Source organism: Chloroflexota bacterium (assembly GCA_018829775.1).
Taxonomy (GTDB): domain Bacteria; phylum Chloroflexota; class Dehalococcoidia; order Dehalococcoidales; family RBG-16-60-22; genus E44-bin89.
Map to the genome: position 1 here is coordinate 1 of JAHJTL010000076.1, position 25,284 is coordinate 25,284.

Below are 25,284 nucleotides of genomic sequence, written 5' to 3' on the forward strand. Positions count from 1 at the left end.
GAATCCCTGAAAGAGCAGGATAATAACGATGATTAAAACCACAAAGAGAAAAATGGCGATATTCAGGTCCCATCTGGCGGTGCGAGCTCTATCTTTCGCCCTCTGAATGGCAAGCCGTTCCCTTTCTTTATTTTTACGCTCGGAAGGCTTATCCGCTTCCAACTTATCACCTCCGCCGTGCGCCACACCAGAAGACTCGGGGTTTTCCTGTGAATCCGCTTTCCCGATTTCCATATAGGTTATTTTCCATCAAAGTTCCGCCTCTGTCAAGACGAACTATGTTCCTGTTGAAGCATCTCTTGTTACAGAGTTATTACAGAGTTGATAAATTATTCTCTCCAGAAGGTGAACAGGCGCTTCCACCAGGGACTTCTGGCCTCTAGTCCCTTGATGACAAATATATGTTCGCATTTACCACATCGCCAGGTCCTGAACTGCTCGTTGTAGTATGTTTTTGAGCTGCCACAGCGTGGACATGTGGTGCGCATTCTGGCCTCAGTATCCTTATCCAGATTGCGCCAGTATCGGTCATACCAGCCCGGACGTGTTGGCATACTTATCTCCCGTAAACAATATTACGCTTTCAGTTGATTCCCGATTCTGACTCCAAAATCCTGACACTTGGGAAGCTCGTCTTCCGTGATTGGTCCTTTCATCCCGTCAACCTTGATGGATAACCCGGGAGCAGCCAGCAAGAGCGACGGTGCCTTCTCGCTAATCTGCTTTTCCATCTTCTTCACAGCTTTCTCAAAGTCCTTGCCCATATAGGTGTCGAAAACCGCCGTCAGCTTCCCTTCCAAGTTGATTTTACCAAGTTCATCGATAAATTTCCTGATGCTTCTGGTGGCGTTGCCTATGTGATTCGGTGAGCCGATTATAACGGCATCAAATTCAGCAAGCCCTCCCGGGTCAACTTCCCCGAGTTCACGAACAGCAGGCTCAACGGCGGAAACCTGTCTTATACCCTCGGCAATTGCGTCGGCAACGAGCTTGGTGTTGCCGTACTTGGACTCATAGATAATTATCGCCCTGACCATTTTACCTTCTTTAAATTATGATAGTTATTAAAACCAGATATATGTGTGACGGACTACATATGCAGCTCGATTATATCGCCGTCCTGCAGTATATGGTCGTGCTTGACCATGATGCCATCATGCTTCCCGGACCCCCACAGCCGGGCGAATTTGAGCTTGGCGCGGAAGTCCTTGTGCACCGCCTCGGCCGCATCTGCCAGCGTGCTTCCCCTTAGCAGAATGATAGGGTCATTCATATCCGGCTTCTGGCCCGGTGTTTTGGTGTACACGCGGATAATCCCAAGCACCTGGTAGACCTTCCGCTTCATCTCTTCCAGACCGACCCCACTCCTTGCCGAGATATAAGCAAGGGGAAGTTTTTCACCATATCCGGTCTCTATAGCAGCAAAGCCGGCGTCGGTGCCGGGAATGTCCGCCTTGTTGCCGGCAACCAGAACCCTTTGCCAACTCAGGATTCCCTCATCAGCTTCGTACGGACCGATGCTGATTCTCATCTGCCGTAACTGCTCGATTATCGATTCCATCTGCTCCACTGGCGCTTCATTCAGGTCAACCACCATCAGCAGGGCGTCTGCCCGTCGCAGCATGGGCGGCAGCCACCATTCAATCATCTGGGGCACGAGGGGCGGGGTATCGATGAGCTGAATCTGTATATTCTCATAGGGCATCATGCCGGGGCTGGCAGCGTAGGTGGTGAAAGGGTAGTCGGCCACGGCCGGCATGGCGTTGGTTACGCTGGCCACAAGCTGCGATTTGCCCGCATTGGGCAGCCCGACTACAGCCACCTGGGCAGCGCCTTCCTTCTCAATCGCCATGGACATGCGCTGGGCACCGCTCTTCTTCCCTGCCAGCTGCGTCAGCTTGGCGATTCGGCTTCTTAGCTCGGCGCGGAGGTGGTCCGTGCCCTTGTGCTTGGGCATAATCGCCAGCATCTCTTCCAGCGCCGCGATTTTTTCGGCCGGGGTCTTCGCCGCCCGGAAATTTTTCTCAGCCTCGAAATACTGCGGTGGCAAGTTGGCCGGCATATTACAGCGACTCCTTTACCTTTCTGGCTAATTTTTCCGTCATACCACTGGCGGCCGCCATTTCTTCCAGCGATGCTTCCCTGATGGCCTGAACCGAGCCGAACTTCTTCAGCAGGGCACGCTTGCGCTTGGGGCCGATGCCGGGTATGCCATCAAATGCCGAGGTGAATGATTCCCGGCGGTGCACCTTATGATAATACCCCAGGGCAAACCGATGTGCCTCATCACGAAGTCGCTGCAGCAGTCTGAGTCCCGGGGAACTGCGCGGGAGCACAATCGGCTTGAACCTCTTTGGTACATATATCTCTTCATTTTCCTTGGCCAGGCTGGCCACCGGCACTGACGTCACTCCAAGTTCACCCATCGCCGATAGGGCGGCATTGAGCTGGCCCTTGCCGCCATCTATCAGGACGAGGTCGGGAACGATTGCCCATGCATCGGGTAGAGAAGTTTCCGCACCAATGTGTTTGAACCTGCGTCGGAGAACCTCCTGAAGCATAGCGTAATCATCGGCACCCGACACCGTTTTTATCCGGAAGCGCCGGTAGTGGGCTGGCTTCGATTTCCCTTTCTCAAAGACCACCATGCTCCCCACCGCCGCTTTCCCCTGAATATCGGAGATGTCATAAGCTTCCATGCGCAGCGGCGGGTTGGGCAGTTTCAGTTCCTTTTCTATTTCGTCAATGGCCGCCTCAAGCTCCTTTGGTGTGGCTATCTGCCTGATTTTAAGCTGTTCCAGTCCCTGCCTGGCATTCTCGGCAACGATGTCCACCATGTGTTTCCGGCTGCCCCGGCACGGCACCTGGATGTCAACCCTTCCACCACGTTTGCCCTGCAGCCACTCCTTGAGCACCGCCATATCTTCAACCGGATATTGAAGCAGCAATCTGGGCGGTATATTCGGGCTGGAACTGTAAAACTGCTTTATGAAGCCGGTCATGACCTGTGGCGGCTCTTCATGCTGGGTGCCCTGCATCACAAAGCTCTCTCGACCGGTCAGCTTGTCATTGCGGATGAAGAAGACCTGAACGTACGCCTGGTCTCCGTCCTGGGAAAAAGCGATGACGTCCTGCTCGCCGCTGACCGCGGCGGCGATTCTCTGCCCCTCCACCACCCTGTCTATTGCCTGAATCTGGTCACGATACAGTGTCGCTTTCTCAAACTCCAGCGCTTCCGCCGCCCGGTCCATCTTGTCCTTAAGGTTCCTGACAACCCTGTCCTGCTTCCCTTCCAGGAACATAACGACCTCTTTAATGACCTCGGCGTATTCCTCCCGTCTCACCACGCCGATACATGGCGCGAGACATCGTCCCATATGGTATTCCAGGCACGCCCGCGAATCGGTACCGGTGATCGTCCTGGTGCAGTAACGGAAGGGAAAGATACCCTTGATAACTTTCAGCGTCTGGCGCACTGACTTGGCACTGGTAAAAGGCCCGAAATAGCGCGAGCCGTCCGGCTCCAGCCGTCGGGTAATATGTACCCTGGGCCATTCCTCTCCGAGATTTATCTTGAGGTAGGGAAATGTCTTATCATCCTTCAGCCTGACGTTGTAGCGGGGGTGATGACGTTTGATGAGGTTGAGCTCCAGAATCAACGCCTCCTGCTCGGAGGATGTCACGTAGAAGTCAATGTCGGCCACCCGGGAGACCATTTTCAACAGCTTGGGGGACAGTTTCTGGCCGGCACCGAAATATGACCTTACCCGGTGACGTAGATTGGCCGCCTTGCCGACATAAAGGATTACCCCTTCCGCGTCCCGCAGCAGATACACGCCGGGGCTGTCCGGCAACCGGTTCAATTGTTCCTCAATCAGTACGCTCGCCAAATCCGCTTCTCCACTGAATATTTTAACACAGCCACTATACAGGACAAAGCAAGACTATTAATGGTAAAGGAATATTTATATCCCTTTGATTTGACATATTATTTTTTTATGTTAAAATATTTAACGTTATGTTAAAATATATATATACGACACCGGTTCAGAGGAGGCGTGGTGAAAGAAGAAATCAACAGCTTTCTTAATTATCTGACCGTGGAGAAAGGATTTTCCGGCAATACTATCGATGCTTACCGGAACGACCTGCAGCAATTGGCCAGCTTCGCTGGAGAAGAGGCGGCAAAGGAAGGGAGCATCCCCTCATGGGAGAACTTCAACCGCCAGGTAATGCTGGCCTACATGCTCAATCTAAAGGAGAGGAATTATGCGGCAACCACCATTGCCCGCAAGGTGGCGGCAACACGGTCTTTCTTCAGCTTTTTAAAGTCCGAGGGCATCATCAAGATTGACCCGACCGAGAACATGAGCTCGCCAAGCGTGGGGAAGTCGTTGCCGAAGCCAATTACCATCAGCCAGGTGCGCCAGCTGCTGGAACAGCCGGCCAAGTCGAACACGCTGGAAGCCAGGAGAGACAAAGCAATGCTGGAACTGCTTTACGCCTCTGGTATGCGGATAAGCGAACTGGTGAACCTGAACCTGGGCGATGTCAATACCGACGAGGGATATGTAAGATGTTTCGGCAAGGGGAATAAGGAACGTATCGTCCCGATTTACGAACAGGCTGCCCGATTAGTCAAGGAGTACACTGAGGAAACGCGCCCCAAGCTGGCGCATAAAAAGGATGCGGTGGCCCTTTTTCTCAATCCCCGCGGTGACCGCCTGACCAGGCAGGGTTTCTGGCAGAAGCTGAAAGAGTACGCCAAGTCGGCGGGTCTGGATGCCCGGATAAGCCCGCATACGCTGAGGCACAGCTTTGCCACCCACATGCTGAGCGGTGGTGCCGACCTGCGCGCCGTTCAGGAGCTGCTGGGACATGCCAATATCTCCACCACACAGGTTTACACCCACCTCACCAGCGAGCACGTCCGGCGCACCTATGAGAGGTCGCACCCGAGGGCAAAGTAACTGAATAACGTAACCTGAACCTGATAGAGGAGTGACCATATGCCAAAGAAAGTAAGACGCGGCAAAGCGTTTCAGCATAAGAAAAAAAGAATGAGACAACCGGCAATTTCCACATCTACGGCATCGCCGGTTACTGCTCCAGTACAAACCCCTGCTCCGGCTCCGGTATCCCGCGCCGCCGCTACGAAAACAAAAACTCCCGCCATGAAATACCCTTTTGTTACCGCGGAGCTGCGCCGAATCGGTATGTTTGCTGGGGCGATACTGGTCATTCTTATTGTGCTGGCACTGGTTTTGTAATATGTTTGCCTGGCGGTAGAGATGGACTTGGCAACTGAAAAAGCCAGGTTAATGGAGCACCTTAGCAGGGAAATAAAGGACAGGCGAGTCCTTGAGGCTATGGCCCACATACCCCGGGAGAGATTCGTGCCGGAGGAAAGTCGCCACCTCGCCTACGAAGATATTCCACTGCCCATCGGCCTGGAACAGACCATCTCGCAGCCCTTTATTATTGCCCTGATGACCGAGGCGCTGGAACTGACCGGCGCGGAAAAGGTGCTGGAAATCGGGACGGGCAGCGGCTACCAGGCGGCGATTCTCGCGGAACTGGCCCGCTATGTGGTTACCGTGGAGCGCTTGCCGAAGCTGGCGGAGAAAGCCAGCAAGATAATCGATAGCCTGGGCTATCGCAATATTGAAATCCACCTTTCCGAGGAAGCTCTGGGCTGGCCAGAAGAAGCCCCATATGAAGCGATACTGGTTACCGCCGGCGCGCCCAGAGTGCCTGCCGAGCTAATATCGCAACTGGCCATTGGCGGACGGATGGTCATTCCGGTCGGCTCACGTTATCTTCAGGAGCTGGTGAAAATAACCCGCCAAAAGAAGAAGAACCGTGTTGAGAACTTGGGCGGCTGCCGCTTCGTCTCACTTATCGGCAAGGGCGCCTGGGGAGACGAATAGAAATTATCGAGAAGGAGGATTGATGGAAGTCCTAGAAGCAATTCGCACCCGCAGAAGTATTCGTAAATACAAATCTGACCCGGTGGATGATAAAACGCTGGAGACAGTGCTCGAAGCGGCACGTCAGGCACCATCATGGGCCAATACACAGTGCTGGCGCTTTGTGGTGGTGCGGAATGCGGAAACCAGAGGCAAACTCTCCGATACATTGAGCGAGACCAACTCGGCCAGGGATGCAGTAAGTAACGCACCTATCGTTATTGTTGCCTGCGCCGAAATGGAAAAAGCCGGCTACAAGGGTGGTCAGGTGACAACGGACAAGGGCGATTGGTTCATGTTCGACGTCGCCCTGGCCATGCATAACCTGGTGCTGGCAGCCCACGACGTCGGACTGGGGACGGTTTACGTTGGGCTATTTGACGCGAAGAAAGCTGCCGGTATCCTGTCGGTACCCGAGGGATACTGCGTGGTGGCGATAACACCTTTAGGTTACCCCGATGAAATAAAGGAGCCCCGACCGAGAAAAGAACTTGGCGAGATAGTCCATTACGACAAATGGAATGACAAATAGGACACAGGTCAGATGAGCTACCGGGGATGGATTCTGGTTGCCGTGGGGTTGTTTGCCATCGGTATGGCGTTGGGTCTGGCGATGCCCGCTGACGCTGCTGATGTCTTTGCCGAGGACCTGGTGGCTCTTGAGGAGCTGGCTAAAATCCTCGGCCCATTCGAATTCTCCACGGCCGCTTTCATCTTTCTGAAAAACGTGTCGGCTCTGCTTTTCAGCTTCATCTTCAGCCCGCTTCTCTGCCTGGTACCCGCCATCGCGCTGATAGCCAACGGCGGGCTTCTCTCTTTCGTCTCCGTTATCGTGATAGAACAGGAATCGGTCGGCCTGCTTTTAGCGGGCCTGCTGCCGCACGGTATATTTGAGCTACCGGCGCTGATTATCGGCGAGGCGGCTGCGCTCAGCTTCGGCTCGATGGCAATCATCGCTCTTATTTCCAAGAAGCGAAGAGGCCAGCTATCCCCCAACCTTAAACAAAATGTGAAATATATGGCACTGGCCTTTGCCCTGCTGCTGCCGGCGGCCATAATTGAAACCTACATCACACCACTATTACTTGGCTAAGGAGGTATATGATTATGAACGAACTGGGTCTGGCACTGCCTTTCTGGATTCTGGCGCTCATCTGGATGGCGAAAACCATCTGGCTGGTCATCATCTGTATCCTGCTCGCCTGGCTGGGTATCCGCGCCTTTGACGCGCTTACCCCCCACATCCCACACCGCCAGCGCATTGGCGAAAGCCCAATATCCATCGGATTGTTTATCGCCGGTTTTTTCATCTTGACCGGCCTGGTAATTCACGGGGCACTGACGGCACCGACGGTAATCGGCGGGCCGCTCCTCACCTACTTCTTCGACTTCAGGAGGCTGGGGCTGCTGGCACTGAGCTTTGTGGTGAGCCTGCTTGTCGGCGTGGCCCTTTTCTACCTCGTGGATAAGCTGACCCCGAAAATTCCCTTCGCCGCTATTGAACCCGAGCCAGTGGCCGTGGGCATCAATGTTTTCGGCTACCTGGTCTTCTTTGGCCTGATACTCCACGCTGCACTGACGATACCGCTATGAAAAAACTGGCGCCGTTTCTCATTCTGCTTATGGTACTGGTCGCCGGTCTGACCGCCAGTGGTTACGCCTGGGCGACCTGCTCCGAAGGATTCCATACCGTCGGCAACGATGTCTTTGATGACTGGGAAATAAGCCGCACCCGGGCCGCTGGCTCCGATGGTTTCTATCAGATAAGTGAAAAAGGGTTCCGTCCGGTCATTGTCTACGAAAGCCTGGGCGAAGAAGCTGACATAGCGTACCACCTGGGCGAACAGATGGCAGAAAAATATCCCGACCTGGAGCAGAGAGCGGAAAAGATATTTTACTATGTGCGTGACCGTGTCCGGTACACTCCGGATAAAGACCAGTTTAAGCATGACGAGTTTGCTCAGAATGCCGACGAACTGGCGGATAAAATAGCGCAAAATGGTGTTGGTCACGGTGACTGCGAGGACAGCGCCATCCTGCTGGCCGTGATGTACAAAGGTGCTGGCTATCGTTCAGCGATTGCTGTTGCCCCCGGCCATACCGCCGCCATGGTTTATCTCCCGGAATACAAGAGAGGAAGCATCTTCAAAATGAACGGCGAAGAGGGGTGGGTCTGGGCAGAAGCCACCGGCCGCAATAATCCGCTGGGGTGGGTAGACAAGGATTTAATCGCTGAAGACCTTTTTGCTTATGAAATAAAGGATGAGCGCGTTACCCGCGTGGCGCCCACCGAAGCCCCGGCGACCATTGTTACCAGCGGGGGCGGCGGCAGTGCCTCATTTCCCGTCCCGTTCTTCAGCATCATCATACTCCTGTGGTTTATCACCCGGCTCTTCCGGCGGCGCGCTCGTTAACAGCCTGCCAGCTTGCCGTGAATACGTAACAACAGGTATAATAGTTTCGAACGTTTTTTGGGAGGACAGGTGATTCCATGCAGCAGTTTGGTCTGGAAAACATCAGAAATATCGCCCTGCTGTCGCACGCGGGCGCGGGAAAAACATCGGCTGCAGAAGCGATGCTCTTCACCGCCAAGGCAATCAATCGACTGGGCAAAGTTGACGACGGGTCAAGCACCTCGGACTATGACCCCGATGAAATAAAGCGCAAGATAAGTATCAACCTGAGCCTGCTCCCCTGCCCGTGGCGAGATGCCAAAGTCAACCTCATTGATACTCCCGGCTACAGCGACTTTATCGGTGAGGTGAAGGCGGGAATCCGGGTCAGCGAAGGCGCCGTCATCGTCATCTGCGCCGCCTCAGGCGTGGAAGTGGGCACCGAGCAGGTCTGGGGATACTGTCAGGAAACCAATCTACCTCGCCTGATTTTCGTGAACAAGATGGAGCGGGAGAACGCCGACTTCTTCAAGACGGTGAATGACATTCAGGCCAGGTTTGGCCCGACGTGCCTGCCGATACAGATACCCATCGGTGCTCAGAACGATTTTCAGGGCATCGTCGACCTGCTGACGCTGAAAGCTTATACCGGCTCCCCGCCGAAGGAAGGCGAGATTCCATCCTCGCTGGAAGGTCAGGTGAATACCCTCCGGGAGAAGCTGATTGAGTCGGCGGCGGAAACGGAAGACGCGCTCATCGAAAAATATCTGGGCGGTGAGGAGCTTACCCAGGAGGAACTTACCGATGGGCTCCGGAAAGCCGTGGTGAACGGCAGCGTTTTCCCCATCCTGGCCGGCTCAGCACTGCAGAACGTGGGCATCAATTCGCTTCTGGACGCGATGGTAGATTATCTGCCATCCCCGGCGGAGCGTGAGGTGGCTGCGGTAACCGATGCCAAGGAGGAGAAAATCGAGGTCAGTGATGACGGGCCTCTGGCGGCGCTCGTGTTCAAGACGACCGCCGACCCATACGTCGGCAAGCTCACCTACTTCCGGGTATACAGCGGCGCCATCGACAGCAACTCTCAGGTCTGGAACGCCACCAGAGGCAGTGCCGAGCGGATTGGCCAGCTCTTCCTGTTGCGAGGTAAGAATCAGGAGCCGGTAGCCAAAATAGGTGCCGGAGACATCGGGGCGGTGGCCAAGTTGAACGTTACCAACACCGGTGATACGCTTTCCGTTCAGAACAAACCGGTAAAGCTTGCTTCCATTGTTTTCCCAAAGCCTGTCTTTGATGAGGCGATTTCCCCAAAGACCAAGGCCGACCTCGATAAACTGGGGACAGCGCTATCTCGCATCACTGAGGAAGACCAGACTCTCCGTGTCCACCGTGAACCCGACACCGGTGAGACCCTGCTTTCGGGCATGGGTGATACCCAGCTTGACGTAGCAGCGGAAAAGATGCAGCGCAAGTTTGGCGTCGGCGTGAACCTTTCGACGCCCAAGGTGCCCTACAAGGAGACCATTACCGCATCGGTACCGAGCGCCGAATACAAGCACAGGAAGCAGTCCGGAGGTCACGGCCAGTACGGCCATGTCATCATGCAACTGGAGCCCCTGCCCCACGGCACCGGTAACGAGTTCGCCTCGAGAGTTGTCGGCGGCACGGTGCCCAAGAACTATATCCCGGCGGTGGAAAAAGGCTTCCAGGAGGCGATTCAGGACGGTGTGCTGGCGCACCACCCGGTGGTGGATGTCAAGGCGACGCTGTACGACGGCAGCTTCCATCCGGTGGACTCCTCTGAAATCTGCTTCAAAATCGCCGGCGCACAGGCTATGAAGAAGGGGCTCTCCCAGGGGCAGCCAATCCTCCTAGAGCCCATCGTGAATATCCAGATAACCATCCCCAATGACCTCACCGGCGACATTATCGGCGACCTCAACACCAAGCGCGCCCGGGTACAGGGGATGAACCCGTCGGGCGATATGAACATAATCGAGGCCCAGGTACCGCTGGCAGAGGTGCTGCGCTATGCCATTGACCTGAAATCAATGACACAGGGCAGGGGCACCTACACCATGGAATTCAGCCATTACGAAGAAGTGCCGGCGCAAATCAGCCAGAGGATTATCGCCCAGAAGGCAGAGGAAAAAGCCTGACGACGCCAGAGCGTACCTGATTACGTAGCTCTTATTTCCTGCCGCATAAACAGGATATAGCTCGCGGCAAAGCAGACCGCGCTGAGGCTTATCAGGCCGGTGATGTGGGGCCAGATGATGAGAATGCTCTGACCGAGGCCGAGGGGATTATGCAACCAGTAAGGTTGAATACTTGAAGATACAACCCCCAGAGTTCGTACCAGTGGTACTAATATGACATTGGTAGCTTCCTGAAATAGAAAAACTGGTGAAGATCGTAACACTATTTGCTGCACTTCAAAATTACGAATAAATTCCGCTTCCGTGCCACCAGTAGTCGGGGCAAGCGCACTGGCGATTCCAGGAGCAATAAGCATAATGAATATCCAGAAAAACAGCCAGAGCGCCAGCGAGAACAGCAACGAGGCAGCCACGCGACGAAAGGTTACCGAAAAAAGTATCGATAGTCCCATCCAGAATGCCCCGTAGACAATGGTCAGGAAGAAATAGAAAAAGAGCCTGATAATTTCCTCCGCTGTCGGCGGCACCCCTATCATGCTCAACCCGTAGCCGGCTACCAGCAGCAGCATCGTTCCCACCATAATGGAAAGGATGACCACACCGGCCAGAAATTTCCCATTGATGACGCTGTCGCGGAAAACCGGCTGGGCAAGGACGCGGCTGAGGGTACCACCAGCCCGCTCGCTGTTTATGGCATCAAAGCCCAGGGTAATACCGATAATGGGAACGAGCAGGGAGACAAGGTAGGTCAGCGATGGAATTGGAATTGTGGTTCCAGCGGTGGTAAATAGTCCCAGGAAGACAATTCCTTCTGGCAGGTTCGCTGCCCGAATACCCTGTGAGGCGGCCACCAGCCCGGTAACAGTAACTACGATTATCAGAAAGAAAGAAGCGACAAACCGGATGCTGGTAACATAATCGGCTAGCTCTTTACGTATAATGGCAAACATGGATAGCTCTATTCCTCGTGAAAATACTTCATATAAACATCATCCAGTGAGAATTCCTGGACCTTCATCTGAATCAGCGGGTAATTGTTCTGTACGATGGCCTTGGAGACCTCCCGTCGTAAATCGGCATCGGTCGTGATGCTGAGCACATTCTCCTTGACCTCAATATTGACCACACCTTTGATGCCCCTGAGCACCTTAACGAGCTTCTCACCTGGCTCCTCGGTTTCCACCTCAATCTGAAAGCGGCCCCCGGCCAGCGCTTCACGGCCCAGCGTATCAATGGCCCCCTGGATTACCATTTTCCCCTTGGCCAGGATACCGATGTTGTGGCACACGCGCTGCACCTGATATAACTGGTGTGACGAAAGCACCACGGTAGTCCCCATCCCGGGCAGACCGTCTATGAGGTCGAGGAGCTGGTTAATACCCTTGGGGTCCAGGCCGGCGGTTGGCTCATCAAGGAAAATCAGTTTCGGCCTTTTAATCAAGACTTCCGCAATGCCAAGCCTTTGCTTCATGCCCCGGGAAAACTTGCCGACCGTTTTTTCTATATTCCGATTCGGCCCTGTCTTCTCCATTATCTCGCTATCGGTAAGACCCACCATTTCCAGCACCTCGTCAGCGCGCTGGCTTGCTTCGGAATAGCTGATGCCGTTCAGGTCGGCGATGAACCGCAGGTTTTCGCGCGCGGTGATGTTCTCGTAGAAACCCACCTTTTCCGGAAGATAGCCAACCTGACGCTTGACCTGAAGCGGCTCGCGGGTGGGGTTGAAGCCAAGCACACTGACCGACCCTGAAGCCGGCTCGGTCAAACCCAGCATCATGAGGATGGTCGTTGTCTTGCCGGCGCCGTTCGGGCCAAGCAATCCGAACACCTCGTTCTCCTTCACCTGAAGGTTGAGGTGGTCAACGACGGTCACCCCATCGTAGCGCTTGGTCAGTTCCTGCGTTTCTATGGCTAAAGTATCACTCATAGACTATCGCCTGCTAAACCGCATGAAGATAACCACCAGCCCCACAACGACAATGGCGATGATGATGACGCCAACCCACCCCCAGACGGTGGGCGTCTCCACGGTAACCCTGATATTCATCTTCTCGGAAGTCCTCTGAACTCCAGAAGCCCGGACGCTGATCATGTAATCGCCGGAAATCGTTTCCGGCGGCGCTTTGATATTTATGTCCACGGTCTGCGTACCCAGTGCTTCAAGCGAATCCACCTGGTCCGGTGAGAACTCAACCGACCATCCTGCCGGTTTTTCGGATGTAAAGGTGATTTTATCGATGGGCGCCGTGCCCAGATTGCCCACATTAAGGGAGAAATAATTGTCCCGGCCGGCCTTGGCTTTGGTATCGTAACGCTCGCCCGCCGGAGCCAGGAGCAGATTATATGCAGCGGTGATAACTGCCGTAATCTCGAGGGTGCCTTTCAGCTCTTCCGATTCTTCCGAGACCACGTCCAGGATTATTTTGTACTTACCCGGCTCGGGCAGTGGCCAGAACGGTGCCCGGGCGACCATCCTTGTCTTATCGGAATAGGCAACGCTGCCGGGTTTGAGGTCAATGGCGGAGATATGCTTGTCTTTCTCAAACTGGGGAGTGAAATAGACCTCCCACCCCTGGGGCGCGGTGTGAACAAGGTCAAAGGCCTTGGATTCACCCAGCATCTGGCCGACATACTTGAATTCCACCTCAAAGACGAAATCGCTGCCGGCAATCGCCTCGACACTGGGGTGAATGGCCCGCACCTCAATCGATTCCGCTGTCTCTTGTCTCCTCACGGTAACCCTGATTTCGATTTTCTCCGTAGAAGCCTGGTCTCCTTCTGCCCAGAGAGTTACGAAGTAATCTCCGGTCACGGTATCCTCAGGCGCCAGTACACTGGCATAAATTCGCTTGCTGTCAAAAGCGGCTAATGTTGGCATTCGGGGAGGGTCAAACGTGACCGTCCATCCGTCCGGCAATTCACCATTGAAGGCGATTTTGGTAACGGCTTCATCGCCAATGTTTTCCAGGTCCACCCGGATGTCCTTTGCCCGGCCAGCCAACATGATGGTGCTGTACAAACCATCAGCGGGAGTGAGCGATAGGGCGTACTGCGGCTCTTCTTCCATGATAAGGACGGGAGTAGGGGGCTCTTCCTCCTCCTGGGCAAATACGGCACCGACCGGAGAAATCGCCAGCAGACTCACCAGCACCAGGCAGATAATTCTCAGTTTTTGCATGCTATGCCACCTCACTAAGTATATTGGAAATCTCAAGTATCCAGAATGTCGAGTATTCTAATATTCCATAATACTACAAATGCAATCAGAAATTCAACACCCGGCTACATAAAGGCCATTATTCAGCTATTAATTCCCTGACCTTTTCGGTGAAGGCTGGCAGCACTTTCTTCCAGTCCCCCACCACACCGAAGCGCGCCTGGCGAAAGATATTGGCCTCAGGGTCTTTATTGATGGCTACGATGTTCTTGCACCCGGAGCAGCCCGCCATGTGCTGGCTGGAACCGGATATGGCAACGGCAATATAAAGGTCGGGAGCAACTATTTTGCCGGTGAGCCCTACCTGGACCACATCGGGCACCCAGCCATTATCGCAGGCGGGTCGGCTGGCGCCCACCGCCCCTTTCAGCATCCCCGCCAGTTCTTCCAGCTGCTTGAAACCTTCGACACTGCCAATGCCCCTCCCACCGCTTATCACCACATCGGCCGCCTCAAGGCTTATGCCTTCTACTTCCTGCTTCACCTTATCCAGGACTCTGGTCCTGATTTTCGATGGGTCCAGACCGGCCTCAATGGTCACCACCTCTCCCTTCCTTGATGTATCCGGCCCCAGCGGCGCCATGGCTTTGGTTCTCACCGTGGCTATCTGCGGGTTAAGCTCACTGGTGAAAGTGGCCCGGGCATTGCCGCCGTAAACCGGTTTGGTGCGCAGCAGGAGTTTTGAGCCTGGGTCAATGGCCAGCTCGATACAGTCCATGGTGGCAGTCGTCTCCAGCCGGAAAGCCAGCCTCGGCGCCAAGTCACGGCCGATAGCCGTCTGCCCGACAAGCAAAATGCGGGGCATGGCCTGCCTGACCACCTTCTCCATCACCGGAACATAGGCATCGGTCTGGTAATCCCGCAGTAACGAATCATCAATGAGATATACTTTATCGGCCCCAGAGGCGAAAGCTTCCCGGGCCAGGTCACTTACCTTGCTGCCAATGATGACGGCGCTTAATTCCTCACCGAGGTCATCGGCCAGTTTCCGGCCGCAACCCAGGAGTTCGGTGGCAATAGCCGCCAGCTTTCCTTCCACAACCTCGGCGTGAACCATAACGCCCTTGTATTCCGCCATATTCACTTACCTCCAGACATCCTGATAGGAGCCATCCGTTATAATAACTTTGCTTCCCGGAGTTTAAGCGCGAGGTTGACTCCCGCTTCCTCTGTGCTCTCTCCTTCAATGAATTCGCATTTGCCTTCCTGAACCGGCTGGTACAGTTTTTCCAGTTTTACTTTCCGGCCAGCCAATCCAACCTTTGCCGTCTCGATGCCGATGTCCGCTGGTTTCCAGACGGTCGGCTCTACCTTCTTCGCCGCCATAATGCCTTTTATGGTCGGATAACGGGCTTCACCGAGCTCATTGCTGACCGTAATCAGCGCTGGCAGCGATACCTCAATGACATCATAGCCATCAGCCGTCACCCGCTCCACCCGCGCTTTGTCATCGCTAACGTCTACCTTCCTGGCCAGGGTCACGCTGGGCAGTCCCAGTATCTCGGCGATACCCGAACCCGTCTGGCCGTCATCCCAGTCGGCCGCCTGCCGTCCGCAGAAAATGAGGTCGTACTCGCCTATTTTCTCGATGGCCATCGCCAGCGCATGGGCGTTTGACCAGCTATCGCCATCGGCGAAAGCCTCATCCTCAAGCAGGACAAGCTCATCAGCACCCATGGAGAGCGGTTTTTTTACCACCTCGCGCAGCAGGTTGACGCCCATGCTGAGGACGGTGATTTTGCCCCCCTGAGCATCCTTGATTCTCAACGCTGCCTCCACGGCATTCTCATCGAAGGGGCTGATTACCGGGGGCACCCCCGACGGCGCTACCACTTTTCTACCGGCTTCATCGATTTTAAAGCTGGAGGGCGGCGCCTCAGGGTCGATTACCTGCTTTACACAGACGATGATATTCACGGTCACGCTTACCTCTTTTTCCTGTAATGTTAACGCCAGAATTCAAAGAATTAATTTAACATCGGGCTAATTCGGTGTCAAGCACAGGCTGACAATACGCTCGATGCCCTGCAGGTCCGGTATTACCTCAACCGATGCCGATGGAAAACAACGCTGTATCAGGCTGGTCACCGCCCGACTCTGCCCCTGCCCGATTTCCAGCAGCATACAGCCTCGATGGTTCAATTTATCTGTAACCTGCTGGTATAGTAGCCTTATCTTATCAAGTCCATCGGCACCGCCGTCCAGGGCTATGCGCGGTTCGAAATCACCAAGCCCTGACCGTGAGATTTCCTCTTTGGTTACGTAGGGCAGATTGGCCGTGATAAGGTCGACCGGTCCCGGCAGCGGTCCCAGCATATCGCCATGCAGCAATTGTATGCGGTCGACCACCCCGTGCTTCTGGCAATTGATACGGGCCACTTCCAGTGCATCTGCGGATACATCTGAGGCATATATTTTTATCCGGGGAAGGTTCAGAGCGAGGCTGATGGCAATGGCGCCACAGCCGGTGCCAATGTCGGCGATGGCAGCAATGGTACGGGTCTGTGCCAGTTTGAGCGCTGTTTCCACCAGCAGTTCCGTCTCCGGCCGGGGAATCAAAACACGGCGGTCGATATAAAAATCGAAGCCGTAGAATTCCCGGTGCCCGATAATATAGGCCGTAGGTTCTCCACTCAGACGACGTTGAATCAGATGCCAGAACCCTTCTTCCTGTTCCGCGCTGAGCTCGCGGTCGCGTTCGGAATAAAGCCTCACCCGGTCTACCCTGAGCGCGTGCCGGAGCAGGATTTCACCTTCCAGCGACGCATCTTCAATGCTGTTTGTTGCCAGAACTTCTCGTGCTCGATGAAGAACCTGCTTCAGGGTCACGCTATCTGTTCCTCAAGCTGTCTTGCATGAGAACTGGTGGCCAGAGCGTCAACCAGCTCGTCAAGCTCTCCCTCAAGAATCCTGGGGAGGTTACGTACCGTGAGGTTGATGCGGTGGTCGGAAACACGGTCCTGGGGGAAATTGTAGGTCCGTATCTTTTCGGCACGGTCGCCCGTTCCCACCTGCGAGCGGCGCTCCGAGGTGATTTTCTCCTCCTGCTTGCGTCTTTCGATATCGAGGAGCCTGGAGCGCAGTACCGACATCGCCCGTATCTTATTCTGGAGCTGCGAGCGCTCGTCCTGACAGACAACGACCATGCCCGTGGGGAGATGGGTCATTCGGACGGCAGTGGCCACCTTGTTCACGTTCTGCCCGCCGGCACCGCCGCTGTGGAAAATATCCACCTTCAGGTCATCAGTGCCAACCTCTATGTCCACCTCCTCCGCCTTGGGCAGAACCGCCACCGTTGCCGTCGAGGTGTGAATTCTACCCGACGACTCGGTCAGCGGAACACGCTGTACCCGGTGCACACCGCTTTCATATTTCAACCGGCTGTAAGCACCTTTTCCCTTTACCTCAAAGATGATTTCCTTGATGCCGCCGATGCCGCTTTCGTTCACGCTGATGACGTCTATCCCCCAGCCTTTCGTCTGGACGTACCGACTGTACATGCGGAAAAGGTCGGCAGCAAACAGCCCGGCCTCTTCGCCTCCGGCACCGGCCCGTATCTCCACTATGATGTCCTTTTCATCGTTGGGGTCCTTGGGGAGGAGGGCGAGTTTCAATTCCCCAAGCAGCCTCTCCTGCTGTGACTCAAGGCTGGCTACTTCCTGTTTGACCAGCTCCGTCATCTCCTCATCGAGGCCGTCATCCAGCATCACCCTGGTCTCCGCCAGCGATTTTGAGGCGGCTTTGTACTTCCGGTACTTGACGACCACCTCCCCAAGGCCGGACCTCTCCTGCGCCAGCTCCTGCAGCTGCTTCAGGTCAGAGGCAATTTCAGGCCTGGACATCTGCCGGTCTATCTCCAGATATCTCTGTTCTATCCTCTCCAGCCTGTCTAACATGGTACGAACAACCTCATTCGTATTATATCACAGCCACGTCTCACGCTTAAAGATAACGTTAGACGTGACATCGGCTGTCGGATTGCAACAGGCAGCGCTGTACTGTAGTATAATTACGGGATTACTACGTAGCATCAAGCCATGTTAGCAAAAGTCAAAACCGCTGCCGTCGTCGGTCTGGAAGGGCATCCGGTGGATGTGGAGGTGGACATTTCCAGTGGCCTGCCGGCCATGACCATTGTCGGGCTGCCCGATGCCGCTGTCCAGGAAGCGAGAGAACGCGTCCGCGCCGCCATCCGCAATTCCGGCTTCAACTTCCCGATGAAGCGCATAGTGGTGAATCTGGCCCCGGCCGACCTTAAAAAAGCTGGCCCTTCGTATGACCTGCCCATTGCCGTGGGCATTCTGCTCAGCTCAGAGCAGGTGAGCGCCGATAGTTCCCGGTCCATCTTCCTTGGTGAGCTCTCCCTCGATGGCAGCCTGCGACATACCCGCGGCATCCTGCCTATGGTCGCCCTGGCCAGAGAGGGAAATATTGACGCTACCATCGTGCCCGAGGTTGATGCCAGAGAGGCTTCTATGATTGAAGGGACGAGAATCATACCCGTTGCTTCGCTGGCGCAGCTGGTCGGTTATCTTCAGGGCGAAATCAACATCCCCGAATATAAGCCTGACGAAGCCGACCTTGCGCTTAATCAGCCAGCGGCGCCCATCACCGATATGGCAGAGATAAAGGGGCAGGAGCATGTCAAACGGGCTCTGGAAGTGGCGGCCGCTGGCGGTCATAACGTTATAATGAACGGCCCGCCGGGCAGCGGAAAAACGTTGCTGGCGCGCGCCCTCTCCTCAATACTTCCTCCGATGACCGGCGAGGAAGCTTTAGAGGTTACCAAAATCTACAGCGTGAGCGGACTGCTCCCGCCCGATACTCCCATGATTCGGCGCAGGCCCTTCCGCTCCCCGCACTACACCATCTCCAATGCCGGCCTGGTTGGCGGCGGGCACTGGCCCAGACCGGGTGAAATCAGCCTCAGCCACCGCGGGGTGCTATTTCTTGATGAGCTGCCCGAATTCGGTCATTCTCTGCTCGAGGTGCTGCGCCAGCCGCTTGAAGACAAGGTGGTGACCATCAGCCGGGCGCAGGGTACTGTGACCTTCCCGTCCAGTTTCATGCTGGTCGGTGCCATGAACCCCTGTCCGTGCGGTTATTTCGGCGACCCGTTCCACAAGTGCACCTGCTCTCCAGGCCTGGTATCACGATACCAGCGGCGCATCAGCGGCCCCTTCATAGACCGGGTGGACATCTTCATCGAGGTGCCGCACATCGATTACGAGAAACTGACCGATGAGCGCCTGGGAGAACCATCGACAACCGTGCAGTCCAGAGTCTCGGCTGCCCGTTCCCTTCAGCTGGAACGGTTCCGGGGAACGCTTCTGACCTGCAACGCCGATATGACGCCATCTGAAATCAGGGGTTTCTGCCAGGTGGAAGAAGCGGCCCAGGGTCTGTTAAAAGTGGCCATGAAGCAGCTTTATCTTTCGGCGCGGGCGTTTCATCGCGTCCTCAAGCTGGCCCGGACTATCGCCGACCTGGAGAATTCTGATATAATTAAAGCCCACCATGTGGCGGAGGCCATTCAGTACCGACCGAGAAGGACGGAAATATAAGTTACTCAATGGGGAGGAGAAAATGATGCGCTGGACTGGGAGACATTTTATAAAATTTGTTGCAATCATCGTGCTTTTAGCTGTGGCAATAATAGTCTCTGGCTGTGAAGATTTCGGCACCTTTCCTGCCCCTGAACCGCCGGCACAGGAACCGAAAAAGCCGGTGTCGACCACCTTCATCAACACTGAGGACAGGGCGGTCCTCGCCGTCTACGAGCATTTGCTGAGCCTGGCGGAGAGCCACGAAGCAAAATCCTACCTTGCCGAGTTCTCCGCCGTCAGTGACAACTGGAGTGCCGAATCAGAGCTTTTCAAGGATGGCAGCAGCATCTGGTACGCCAAAGTTGATATGAGCGGGGTAGAGAACTGGAAAGAGAAGCCTTACTGGCAGCAGGCAAGCTGGTTCGTCTATCAGGACGGCCGGGTGATACCGTCGAATCGACTTCAGGCCAATGCGCTGCTGATTGAGGCTGACCTCCAGGAGCTCAGCCTGCCCCCGCCCACTGAATAAAACATCATTTCGGGGACAGCTATAAGGCTAAAAGGCAAAAGACTCCGCCCGCTACCAACAACACCCCACCGAGAGCGATGGCGATAACGCCGCCTATTTTCAAGGCGCCGGGCTGTGGGCGTGGCGGCCAGTGTTCCATAAATTCGCGGGTATCTCCGGGGCGCTTCGCCACTTCCCTATAGTAGCTATCTTCTTCCCGCTTGCCCCAGGTATACATCAGTATGCCGATTACTAAAAACAGGCCACCGACGCCAATCAGTATTAAACAATCCCGTATTAGCATGCCCCACCACCCTCCGTAAACCGGAGTTTTGTTAGTGGTAACTATAGGCTATTCTGGCCTCTTTTTCAACCAGGTCAGTGAGGCTGGGATTACTTTATATCCGCTTTGGCGCCAGCGGCTTCAATTTTTTCCTTGATGGTAGCCGCCTCTTCCTTGTTTACGCCCTCTCGCACTGGCTTGGGTGCACTCTCCACCAGGTCCTTGGATTCCTTCAGACCAAGTGTGGTTACCTCGCGCACTGCCTTGATGACGGCAATCTTGTTGGCGCCTACGTCGGTGAGAATGACACTGAACTCGGTCTGCTCTTCAGCTGCTTCGGCAGTCTCTGCCGGCGCTCCCGCCGCCGATGCCGCGGCTACCACAGGCGCCGCCGCCGTAACGCCAAACTCGGCTTCCAGCGCTTTGACCATGTCTGCCAGCTCAATCACGGTCATTTTCTTGATGGCATTCATTATCTCCTGAATGGCCGGAGATACCTTGACCTTCTCTTTGGCTGGTGGGGCCGGCGCTTCCGCAGCCTCCTTCTTCGCCGCCTTTGGCTTCTCCTCTGCTTTGGGCTTTTCTTCCGCTTTTTCGGCTGGCGGCTCTTCTTTTGCCTCAGCAGCTTCCTCAGCTTTAACCTCAGTTACCTCCGCCTCTTTTTCCACCGGAGCTTCGGCTGCCTCTTCAGTCACTTCTGGAGCGGCTTCCGCTTCCTTCTCCGCAGCGGGTTGCTCCTCCGCTTGTGCTTCAGCTTCAGTTACTTCCTGTGTCGCTTCCGCTTCTTTCTCTTCTGCCATTTTATCCTCCCTCAAGTTGTTGTGCTCTCGCTTGCAGTACCCCCACAAGTCCCCTCATGGGGTTGGCTAGACAATTAACCAAACGGTAAATAGGACTCTGCATCCCGGCCAAAATTTTGCCCAGCAGTACTTCCGTGGACGGCAACGAGGCCAGGTTTTCGATATCCGCCGGAGTAAAAATCCTATCACCGGCAAAGCCTCCTTTAATAGTCAGTTCCATTTTCTGTGTCCGAATGTAATCGGCCAGAACCTTGGCCGGCGACACGATGTCGCCATAGCCGAAGGCAATCGCCACCGGCCCCTCAAAAAAGCTGACCAACTCGTCTTTACCCGCTTTCTTGGCGGCAAACCGTGCCAGCGTGTTTTTCACCACACGGTACCTGACTTCTGAATTCCTGAGGCTGCGTCGAAGGTTAGTCATCTCGACAGTAGTCAGCCCCCGATAGTCGGTCAGGATACCGATACTGCACTCAGAAAGCACCTGGCTAAGTTCATCAACGACCTGCACTTTCTCTTCTCGCGGCATTTTCAATACCTCCTGAACATCCCGATCAAATCATAAAAAATCCCTGCGCCTTCCGCACAGGGACATTGAAATCCAGTTTACCCAGATTCTCTATCATCCTCGGCAGGCACAAAATTAAGCCGTTTCCGGCACCCACTGTCTCAGGACACGCTATTCAATTATCGTATCTATTATAGCCGGTTTAACCGGAAAAGTAAATCATCCTTAACTGCTGGTGAGCGCCAGGGTCGGTTTGAGGTCAAGCTGTATTCCCGGCCCCATGGTCGTCGTCAGAACGGCCGTCCGGACATACTGTCCCTTGGCACCACTGGGTTTGGCCTTAACCACCGCTTCGACGAGGGCCGTCAGGTTGCCCATCAACTGCTCATTATCAAAGCTGGCCTTGCCCAGCGGTACATGGATGATGGCGGTGCGGTCCAGCTTGAATTCAACGCGACCTTTTCTTGAATCTTCGATAACGCGGGGGAGGTCCTCAGCAGGGACAACGGTTCCTGATTTGGGATTAGGCATCAGCCCTTTCCGCCCCAGAATCTTGCCCAACTTGCCGACCTTGCCCATCATTTCCGGTGTAGAAATGGCGGTATCAAATTCCAGCCAGCCATCCTCTATTTTCTTGACCAGTTCATCCCCACCGACGTAGTCGGCTCCGGCGGTCTCGGCCGCTTTGACTGCTTCGCCCTGGGCGAAGACGAGGACCTTTACCTGTTTGCCCAGCCCGTGAGGAAGAAGCGCCACACCGCGAACCTGCTGTGAGGCATTGCGCGGGTCAACGCCCATGCGAAGGTGCAGTTCCACGGTTTCGTCAAATTTGGCGTGCGCCGTTTTTCTCGCAAGTTCCACCGCCTCCTCGGGGGCATACGTTTTCGTCCTTTCGATTACCTGGACTGCTTCGTTGTATTTCTTACCGTGTTTAACCATCTTCCTGTTCCACCTTGATTCCCATACTTCTGGCGGTACCGGCGATGATTTTTTCCGCCTCTTCTATGCTGCTGGCGCTCAGGTCCTTGGCCTTAACCTGGGCGATTTCGCGCAACTGGTCACGGGAAAGGGTGCCCACTTCTTCATGACCGGTGCTGCCGCTCCCCTTCTCCACACCGAGCGCCTTCTTCAGCAGGTCTGTGGCCGGGGATGTCTTGGTAATGAAGATGAAGGACCTGTCCTCAAAGACGGTAATCTCCACCGGAACGATGGAACCGGACTGCGATGATGTGCGGTCGTTGTATTCTTTGCAGAACTGCATGATGTTTATTCCATGCTGACCCAGTGCCGGACCGACCGGCGGTGCCGGATTCGCCTGTCCGGCAGGAATCTGCAACTTGATTATCGCCCTGACCTTCTTCGCCATATTATCTCCTCAAACGATTTAAAGTTTTTCCACCTGTAAAAAGTCGAGTTCTACCGGTGTTTCCTGGCCAAAAAGGGACAGCAGTACCTTGACTTTGCCCTTCTCGGTATTGATTTCATCCACCAGGCCAACAAAATCGATAAACGGGCCATCGGTGACCCTGACGCTCTGCCCGCGGCGGAAGCCAACCTTCACCTTGGGCGCCTTGGCTTCCATCTGCCTCAAAATCTGGCTGACCTCATCCTCCTGGAGTGGCGTTGGCTTGTTGCCGCTCCCCACAAAGCCGGTAACACCGGGCGTATTCCGCACCACACCCCAGCTCTGGTCGGTCATTTTCATCTGCACCAGGACGTAGCCGGGCAGTATTTTCTTAGTCACGGTACGTCTCTGGCCGTTTTTTACCTCAATTTCATCTTCGGTGGGTATCACCACCTGAAGGATTTCGCTGCCAGAGTCCATGAATTTGATGCGCTGCTCAAGGTTCTTCTTTACCCTTTCCTCATACCCCGAGTAGGTATGGATGACGTACCAGCTTGCTCCGTTATCCGACACAAATTACCTCACCGGTTATTTTTTGGCTTATGCATGATGCGGTCCTATCTGCGGTCATTGACGTAAATAAGCGTTCAGCGGCCCACAAGAACATTTTCGACGAGGGCGGAAAAACCGAAGTCTATTGCCCCCAGAACCAGCCCGGCAGCTACCGAGATTATCAGCACCAGAGTTGATAGATAAAGAACCTCACGCCTGGAGAGCCAGACCACTTTCTTCAACTCGGTGATAATCTCGCCGATGAATCTTAACCGTGAACGCTTGGTTGTCGCCGAATGATGTGCCGTCGCAGGCATTTCTACCCCTCCAACATGCCGTACTACTTAACCTCTCGATGAAGTCGCACCGTACGACAACGAGGGCAGTACTTGTTCAATTCCAGTCTCTGAGAGTCATTCCTACGGTTTTTAGTCGTGGTATATGTTCTCTCCTTGCACTCAGTACAGGCGAGATGGATTATACCTCTTGCTTCACTTTTCTTCGCCATAAACCTACTCTATGATTTTGCTGATGGCACCAGACCCTACCGTCCTTCCTCCTTCTCGGATGGCAAAGCGCAGACCTTTCTCCATAGCCACGGGATAGATGAGCTTTAACTTTATGGTGACGTTGTCACCGGGCATAATCATCTCCACTCCCTCCGGGAGTTCGACGGAGCCGGTAACGTCGGTGGTCTGCATGTAGAACTGTGGCTTGTAACCATTGAAGAACGGCGTATGCCGGCCGCCTTCTTCCTTTTTCAGAACGTAGACCTCGGCTTCGGCATACGTATGCGGTTTAATCGAGCCGGGTGCCGCCAGCACCTGACCGCGCTCGATATCTTCTCGCTCAATGCCTCGGAGAAGGATGCCTACCGCATCACCAGCCTCGGCATAGTCCAGCGTCTTGTGGAACATCTCCAGGCTGGTGGCCACCACTTTCTTTGGCTCATGGTGCAGGCCGACGATTTCAACCTCATCTCCGGCTTTAATCTTGCCACGCTCAACCCTGCCGGTGGGCACCGTGCCGCGTCCCTTGATGCTGAAGACGTCTTCCACCGCCATCAGGAACGGCTGGTCCTGGAGTCTGTCTGGCACCGGGATATAGTCATCAACGGCTTCCATCAATTTCAGTATCGGGCCACACCACTGGCATTCACTCTTGCCGCAGCCGCACTCCAGCGCTTTCAGGGCGCTGACGCGTACCACCGGTACTTTGTCTCCCGGGAACTCGTAGTTGCTGAGCAGCTCCCTTACCTCCATCTCCACCAGCTCCAGCAGTTCCTCATCCTCCATGGCGTCTACTTTATTTAAGGCCACCACGATTCGTGGCACCATCACCTGACGCGCCAGGAGAACATGCTCTCTTGTCTGCGGCATCGGGCCGTCGGGAGCACTGACTACCAGAATGGCACCATCCATCTGGGCGGCACCGGTTATCATGTTCTTGATGTAGTCGGCATGACCCGGGCAGTCGATGTGGGCGTAATGCCGCTTATCCGTCTCATATTCAATATGGGCGATGGCAATGGTCAGACCGCGCGCCTTTTCCTCAGGAGCATTGTCAATCGAATCAAAGGCACGGAACTGGGTGGCGCCGTAGGCCTTGCCCAATACCAGTGTGATCGCTGAGGTCAGCGTTGTTTTACCGTGGTCAACATGACCGATGGTCCCCACGTTTACATGTGGCTTGGTTCTTTCGAATTTCTGTTTTGCCATTTCAACCTCCGTTTTCTACCGAGCCCACAACCAGATTCGAACTGGTGACCCCGTTCTTACCAAGAACGTGCTCTACCGACTGAGCTATGTGGGCATAATTACGTAGCTAATTTTAGGGTATTGAAAATGAAAAGTCAACAACCGACCCGTTCTCACCGTGAGGGCGGATGCCGCTTCCCGGATACAGTTTCTATGGTGGAGGGGACAGGATTCGAACCTGTGTAGCCCTTAGGGCGGCAGTTTTACAGACTGCTCCGATTAACCACTCCGGCACCCCTCCACAACCTCG

The 25,284-nt window shown here is 54.8% G+C and carries 31 protein-coding genes, 2 tRNA genes and 1 other annotated feature; of the genes, 10 read left to right on the forward strand and 23 right to left on the reverse strand.

Features of this window, described 5'->3' with window-relative positions; genetic code table 11:
• From KKD83_07355 to uvrC, 5 genes are all read right to left on the reverse strand, one after another.
• Positions 1-234 (reverse strand): hypothetical protein (locus tag KKD83_07355; GenBank protein ID MBU2535964.1); only part of this gene is annotated, 234 nt, incomplete at its 3' end.
• 95 nt (positions 235-329) lie between these two features.
• A complete protein-coding gene (locus tag KKD83_07360; GenBank protein MBU2535965.1) occupies positions 330-554 on the reverse strand; it encodes a hypothetical protein in 225 nt (74 codons plus the stop codon).
• Positions 555-575: 21 nt separating this feature from the next.
• Positions 576-1,037: a flavodoxin domain-containing protein gene (locus tag KKD83_07365; protein ID MBU2535966.1), complete on the reverse strand. Its 462-nt coding sequence runs from the start codon at positions 1,035-1,037 to the stop codon at positions 576-578.
• A 53-nt stretch (positions 1,038-1,090) separates the two neighbouring features.
• Complete coding sequence (locus KKD83_07370; GenBank protein ID MBU2535967.1) at positions 1,091-2,062, reverse strand: 50S ribosome-binding GTPase; 972 nt, start codon at positions 2,060-2,062, stop codon at positions 1,091-1,093.
• Between the two features lies 1 nt (position 2,063).
• On the reverse strand, positions 2,064-3,890 hold the full coding sequence (uvrC, locus tag KKD83_07375; protein ID MBU2535968.1) for an excinuclease ABC subunit UvrC: 1,827 nt from the start codon (positions 3,888-3,890) through the stop codon (positions 2,064-2,066).
• Positions 3,891-4,061: 171 nt separating this feature from the next.
• Here uvrC and xerD point away from each other — a divergent pair, with 171 nt between their 5' ends.
• The 8 genes from xerD to fusA all read left to right on the forward strand — a co-directional run bounded on the left by xerD (position 4,062) and on the right by fusA (position 10,521).
• Positions 4,062-4,970: a site-specific tyrosine recombinase XerD gene (gene xerD, locus KKD83_07380; GenBank protein ID MBU2535969.1), complete on the forward strand. Its 909-nt coding sequence runs from the start codon at positions 4,062-4,064 to the stop codon at positions 4,968-4,970.
• Between the two features lie 39 nt (positions 4,971-5,009).
• A complete protein-coding gene (locus KKD83_07385) occupies positions 5,010-5,270 on the forward strand; it encodes a hypothetical protein (GenBank protein MBU2535970.1) in 261 nt (86 codons plus the stop codon).
• A gap of 21 nt (positions 5,271-5,291) precedes the next feature.
• Positions 5,292-5,930 (forward strand): protein-L-isoaspartate(D-aspartate) O-methyltransferase, encoded by a 639-nt coding sequence (locus tag KKD83_07390; GenBank protein MBU2535971.1) that lies wholly within the window; start codon positions 5,292-5,294, stop codon positions 5,928-5,930.
• Between the two features lie 22 nt (positions 5,931-5,952).
• On the forward strand, positions 5,953-6,501 hold the full coding sequence (locus tag KKD83_07395) for a nitroreductase family protein (GenBank protein ID MBU2535972.1): 549 nt from the start codon (positions 5,953-5,955) through the stop codon (positions 6,499-6,501).
• A gap of 12 nt (positions 6,502-6,513) precedes the next feature.
• The gene (locus KKD83_07400) at positions 6,514-7,062 is read left to right on the forward strand and encodes a stage II sporulation protein M (GenBank protein MBU2535973.1); all 549 of its coding nucleotides are present in this window, start codon (positions 6,514-6,516) and stop codon (positions 7,060-7,062) included.
• A gap of 14 nt (positions 7,063-7,076) precedes the next feature.
• Complete coding sequence (locus KKD83_07405) at positions 7,077-7,562, forward strand: hypothetical protein (GenBank protein ID MBU2535974.1); 486 nt, start codon at positions 7,077-7,079, stop codon at positions 7,560-7,562.
• Complete coding sequence (locus KKD83_07410) at positions 7,559-8,383, forward strand: transglutaminase-like domain-containing protein (protein ID MBU2535975.1); 825 nt, start codon at positions 7,559-7,561, stop codon at positions 8,381-8,383. The genes KKD83_07405 and KKD83_07410 overlap by 4 nt, the downstream gene beginning before the upstream one ends.
• A gap of 77 nt (positions 8,384-8,460) precedes the next feature.
• Entirely contained in the window at positions 8,461-10,521 is a 2,061-nt protein-coding gene (gene fusA / locus KKD83_07415) for an elongation factor G (GenBank protein MBU2535976.1), read from the forward strand.
• A gap of 20 nt (positions 10,522-10,541) precedes the next feature.
• Here the strand turns inward: fusA and KKD83_07420 are convergent, their stop codons facing one another.
• The 7 genes from KKD83_07420 to prfA all read right to left on the reverse strand — a co-directional run bounded on the left by KKD83_07420 (position 10,542) and on the right by prfA (position 17,634).
• Positions 10,542-11,471, reverse strand: coding sequence for an ABC transporter permease (locus tag KKD83_07420; GenBank protein ID MBU2535977.1), 930 nt, complete (start codon positions 11,469-11,471; stop codon positions 10,542-10,544).
• Between the two features lie 8 nt (positions 11,472-11,479).
• Positions 11,480-12,448 carry an ABC transporter ATP-binding protein gene (locus KKD83_07425; GenBank protein ID MBU2535978.1) on the reverse strand — a complete coding sequence of 323 codons (969 nt, stop codon included), beginning with the start codon at positions 12,446-12,448 and terminating at the stop codon, positions 11,480-11,482.
• Positions 12,449-12,451: 3 nt separating this feature from the next.
• Complete coding sequence (locus tag KKD83_07430) at positions 12,452-13,699, reverse strand: hypothetical protein (GenBank protein MBU2535979.1); 1,248 nt, start codon at positions 13,697-13,699, stop codon at positions 12,452-12,454.
• Between the two features lie 118 nt (positions 13,700-13,817).
• Positions 13,818-14,816 carry an electron transfer flavoprotein subunit alpha/FixB family protein gene (locus tag KKD83_07435; protein MBU2535980.1) on the reverse strand — a complete coding sequence of 333 codons (999 nt, stop codon included), beginning with the start codon at positions 14,814-14,816 and terminating at the stop codon, positions 13,818-13,820.
• Between the two features lie 38 nt (positions 14,817-14,854).
• On the reverse strand, positions 14,855-15,661 hold the full coding sequence (locus KKD83_07440) for an electron transfer flavoprotein subunit beta/FixA family protein (GenBank protein MBU2535981.1): 807 nt from the start codon (positions 15,659-15,661) through the stop codon (positions 14,855-14,857).
• Between the two features lie 60 nt (positions 15,662-15,721).
• Entirely contained in the window at positions 15,722-16,561 is an 840-nt protein-coding gene (gene prmC / locus KKD83_07445; GenBank protein MBU2535982.1) for a peptide chain release factor N(5)-glutamine methyltransferase, read from the reverse strand.
• Between the two features lie 2 nt (positions 16,562-16,563).
• The gene (gene prfA, locus KKD83_07450) at positions 16,564-17,634 is read right to left on the reverse strand and encodes a peptide chain release factor 1 (protein ID MBU2535983.1); all 1,071 of its coding nucleotides are present in this window, start codon (positions 17,632-17,634) and stop codon (positions 16,564-16,566) included.
• Between the two features lie 141 nt (positions 17,635-17,775).
• On the opposite strand from prfA, the gene KKD83_07455 reads away from it, so the two are divergent.
• The gene (locus KKD83_07455; protein MBU2535984.1) at positions 17,776-19,302 is read left to right on the forward strand and encodes a YifB family Mg chelatase-like AAA ATPase; all 1,527 of its coding nucleotides are present in this window, start codon (positions 17,776-17,778) and stop codon (positions 19,300-19,302) included.
• A gap of 22 nt (positions 19,303-19,324) precedes the next feature.
• Positions 19,325-19,813, forward strand: a complete 489-nt coding sequence (locus tag KKD83_07460) for a hypothetical protein (GenBank protein ID MBU2535985.1) — start codon at positions 19,325-19,327, stop codon at positions 19,811-19,813.
• Between the two features lie 19 nt (positions 19,814-19,832).
• On the opposite strand, the gene KKD83_07465 is transcribed toward KKD83_07460, so the two are convergent.
• The 11 genes from KKD83_07465 to KKD83_07515 all read right to left on the reverse strand — a co-directional run bounded on the left by KKD83_07465 (position 19,833) and on the right by KKD83_07515 (position 25,275).
• Positions 19,833-20,096 carry a hypothetical protein gene (locus tag KKD83_07465; GenBank protein ID MBU2535986.1) on the reverse strand — a complete coding sequence of 88 codons (264 nt, stop codon included), beginning with the start codon at positions 20,094-20,096 and terminating at the stop codon, positions 19,833-19,835.
• An 89-nt stretch (positions 20,097-20,185) separates the two neighbouring features.
• A complete protein-coding gene (rplL, locus tag KKD83_07470; GenBank protein ID MBU2535987.1) occupies positions 20,186-20,548 on the reverse strand; it encodes a 50S ribosomal protein L7/L12 in 363 nt (120 codons plus the stop codon).
• Positions 20,549-20,876: 328 nt separating this feature from the next.
• Positions 20,877-21,401 carry a 50S ribosomal protein L10 gene (gene rplJ / locus KKD83_07475; GenBank protein ID MBU2535988.1) on the reverse strand — a complete coding sequence of 175 codons (525 nt, stop codon included), beginning with the start codon at positions 21,399-21,401 and terminating at the stop codon, positions 20,877-20,879.
• A gap of 25 nt (positions 21,402-21,426) precedes the next feature.
• Positions 21,427-21,564: a sequence feature (ribosomal protein L10 leader region), on the reverse strand.
• 41 nt (positions 21,565-21,605) lie between these two features.
• Positions 21,606-22,319, reverse strand: a complete 714-nt coding sequence (rplA, locus tag KKD83_07480; protein ID MBU2535989.1) for a 50S ribosomal protein L1 — start codon at positions 22,317-22,319, stop codon at positions 21,606-21,608.
• Positions 22,312-22,746 (reverse strand): 50S ribosomal protein L11, encoded by a 435-nt coding sequence (rplK, locus tag KKD83_07485; protein MBU2535990.1) that lies wholly within the window; start codon positions 22,744-22,746, stop codon positions 22,312-22,314. The genes rplA and rplK overlap by 8 nt, the downstream gene beginning before the upstream one ends.
• An 18-nt stretch (positions 22,747-22,764) precedes the next feature.
• Positions 22,765-23,298 carry a transcription termination/antitermination protein NusG gene (gene nusG, locus KKD83_07490; GenBank protein MBU2535991.1) on the reverse strand — a complete coding sequence of 178 codons (534 nt, stop codon included), beginning with the start codon at positions 23,296-23,298 and terminating at the stop codon, positions 22,765-22,767.
• Positions 23,299-23,372: 74 nt separating this feature from the next.
• Entirely contained in the window at positions 23,373-23,594 is a 222-nt protein-coding gene (gene secE, locus KKD83_07495) for a preprotein translocase subunit SecE (protein MBU2535992.1), read from the reverse strand.
• A 23-nt stretch (positions 23,595-23,617) separates the two neighbouring features.
• Complete coding sequence (gene rpmG, locus KKD83_07500; protein MBU2535993.1) at positions 23,618-23,785, reverse strand: 50S ribosomal protein L33; 168 nt, start codon at positions 23,783-23,785, stop codon at positions 23,618-23,620.
• A 4-nt stretch (positions 23,786-23,789) separates the two neighbouring features.
• A complete protein-coding gene (tuf, locus tag KKD83_07505) occupies positions 23,790-24,995 on the reverse strand; it encodes an elongation factor Tu (protein ID MBU2535994.1) in 1,206 nt (401 codons plus the stop codon).
• Between the two features lie 21 nt (positions 24,996-25,016).
• Positions 25,017-25,089, reverse strand: a tRNA-Thr gene (locus tag KKD83_07510).
• Between the two features lie 99 nt (positions 25,090-25,188).
• A tRNA-Tyr gene (locus KKD83_07515) sits at positions 25,189-25,275 on the reverse strand.
• Positions 25,276-25,284: the final 9 nt, after the last annotated feature.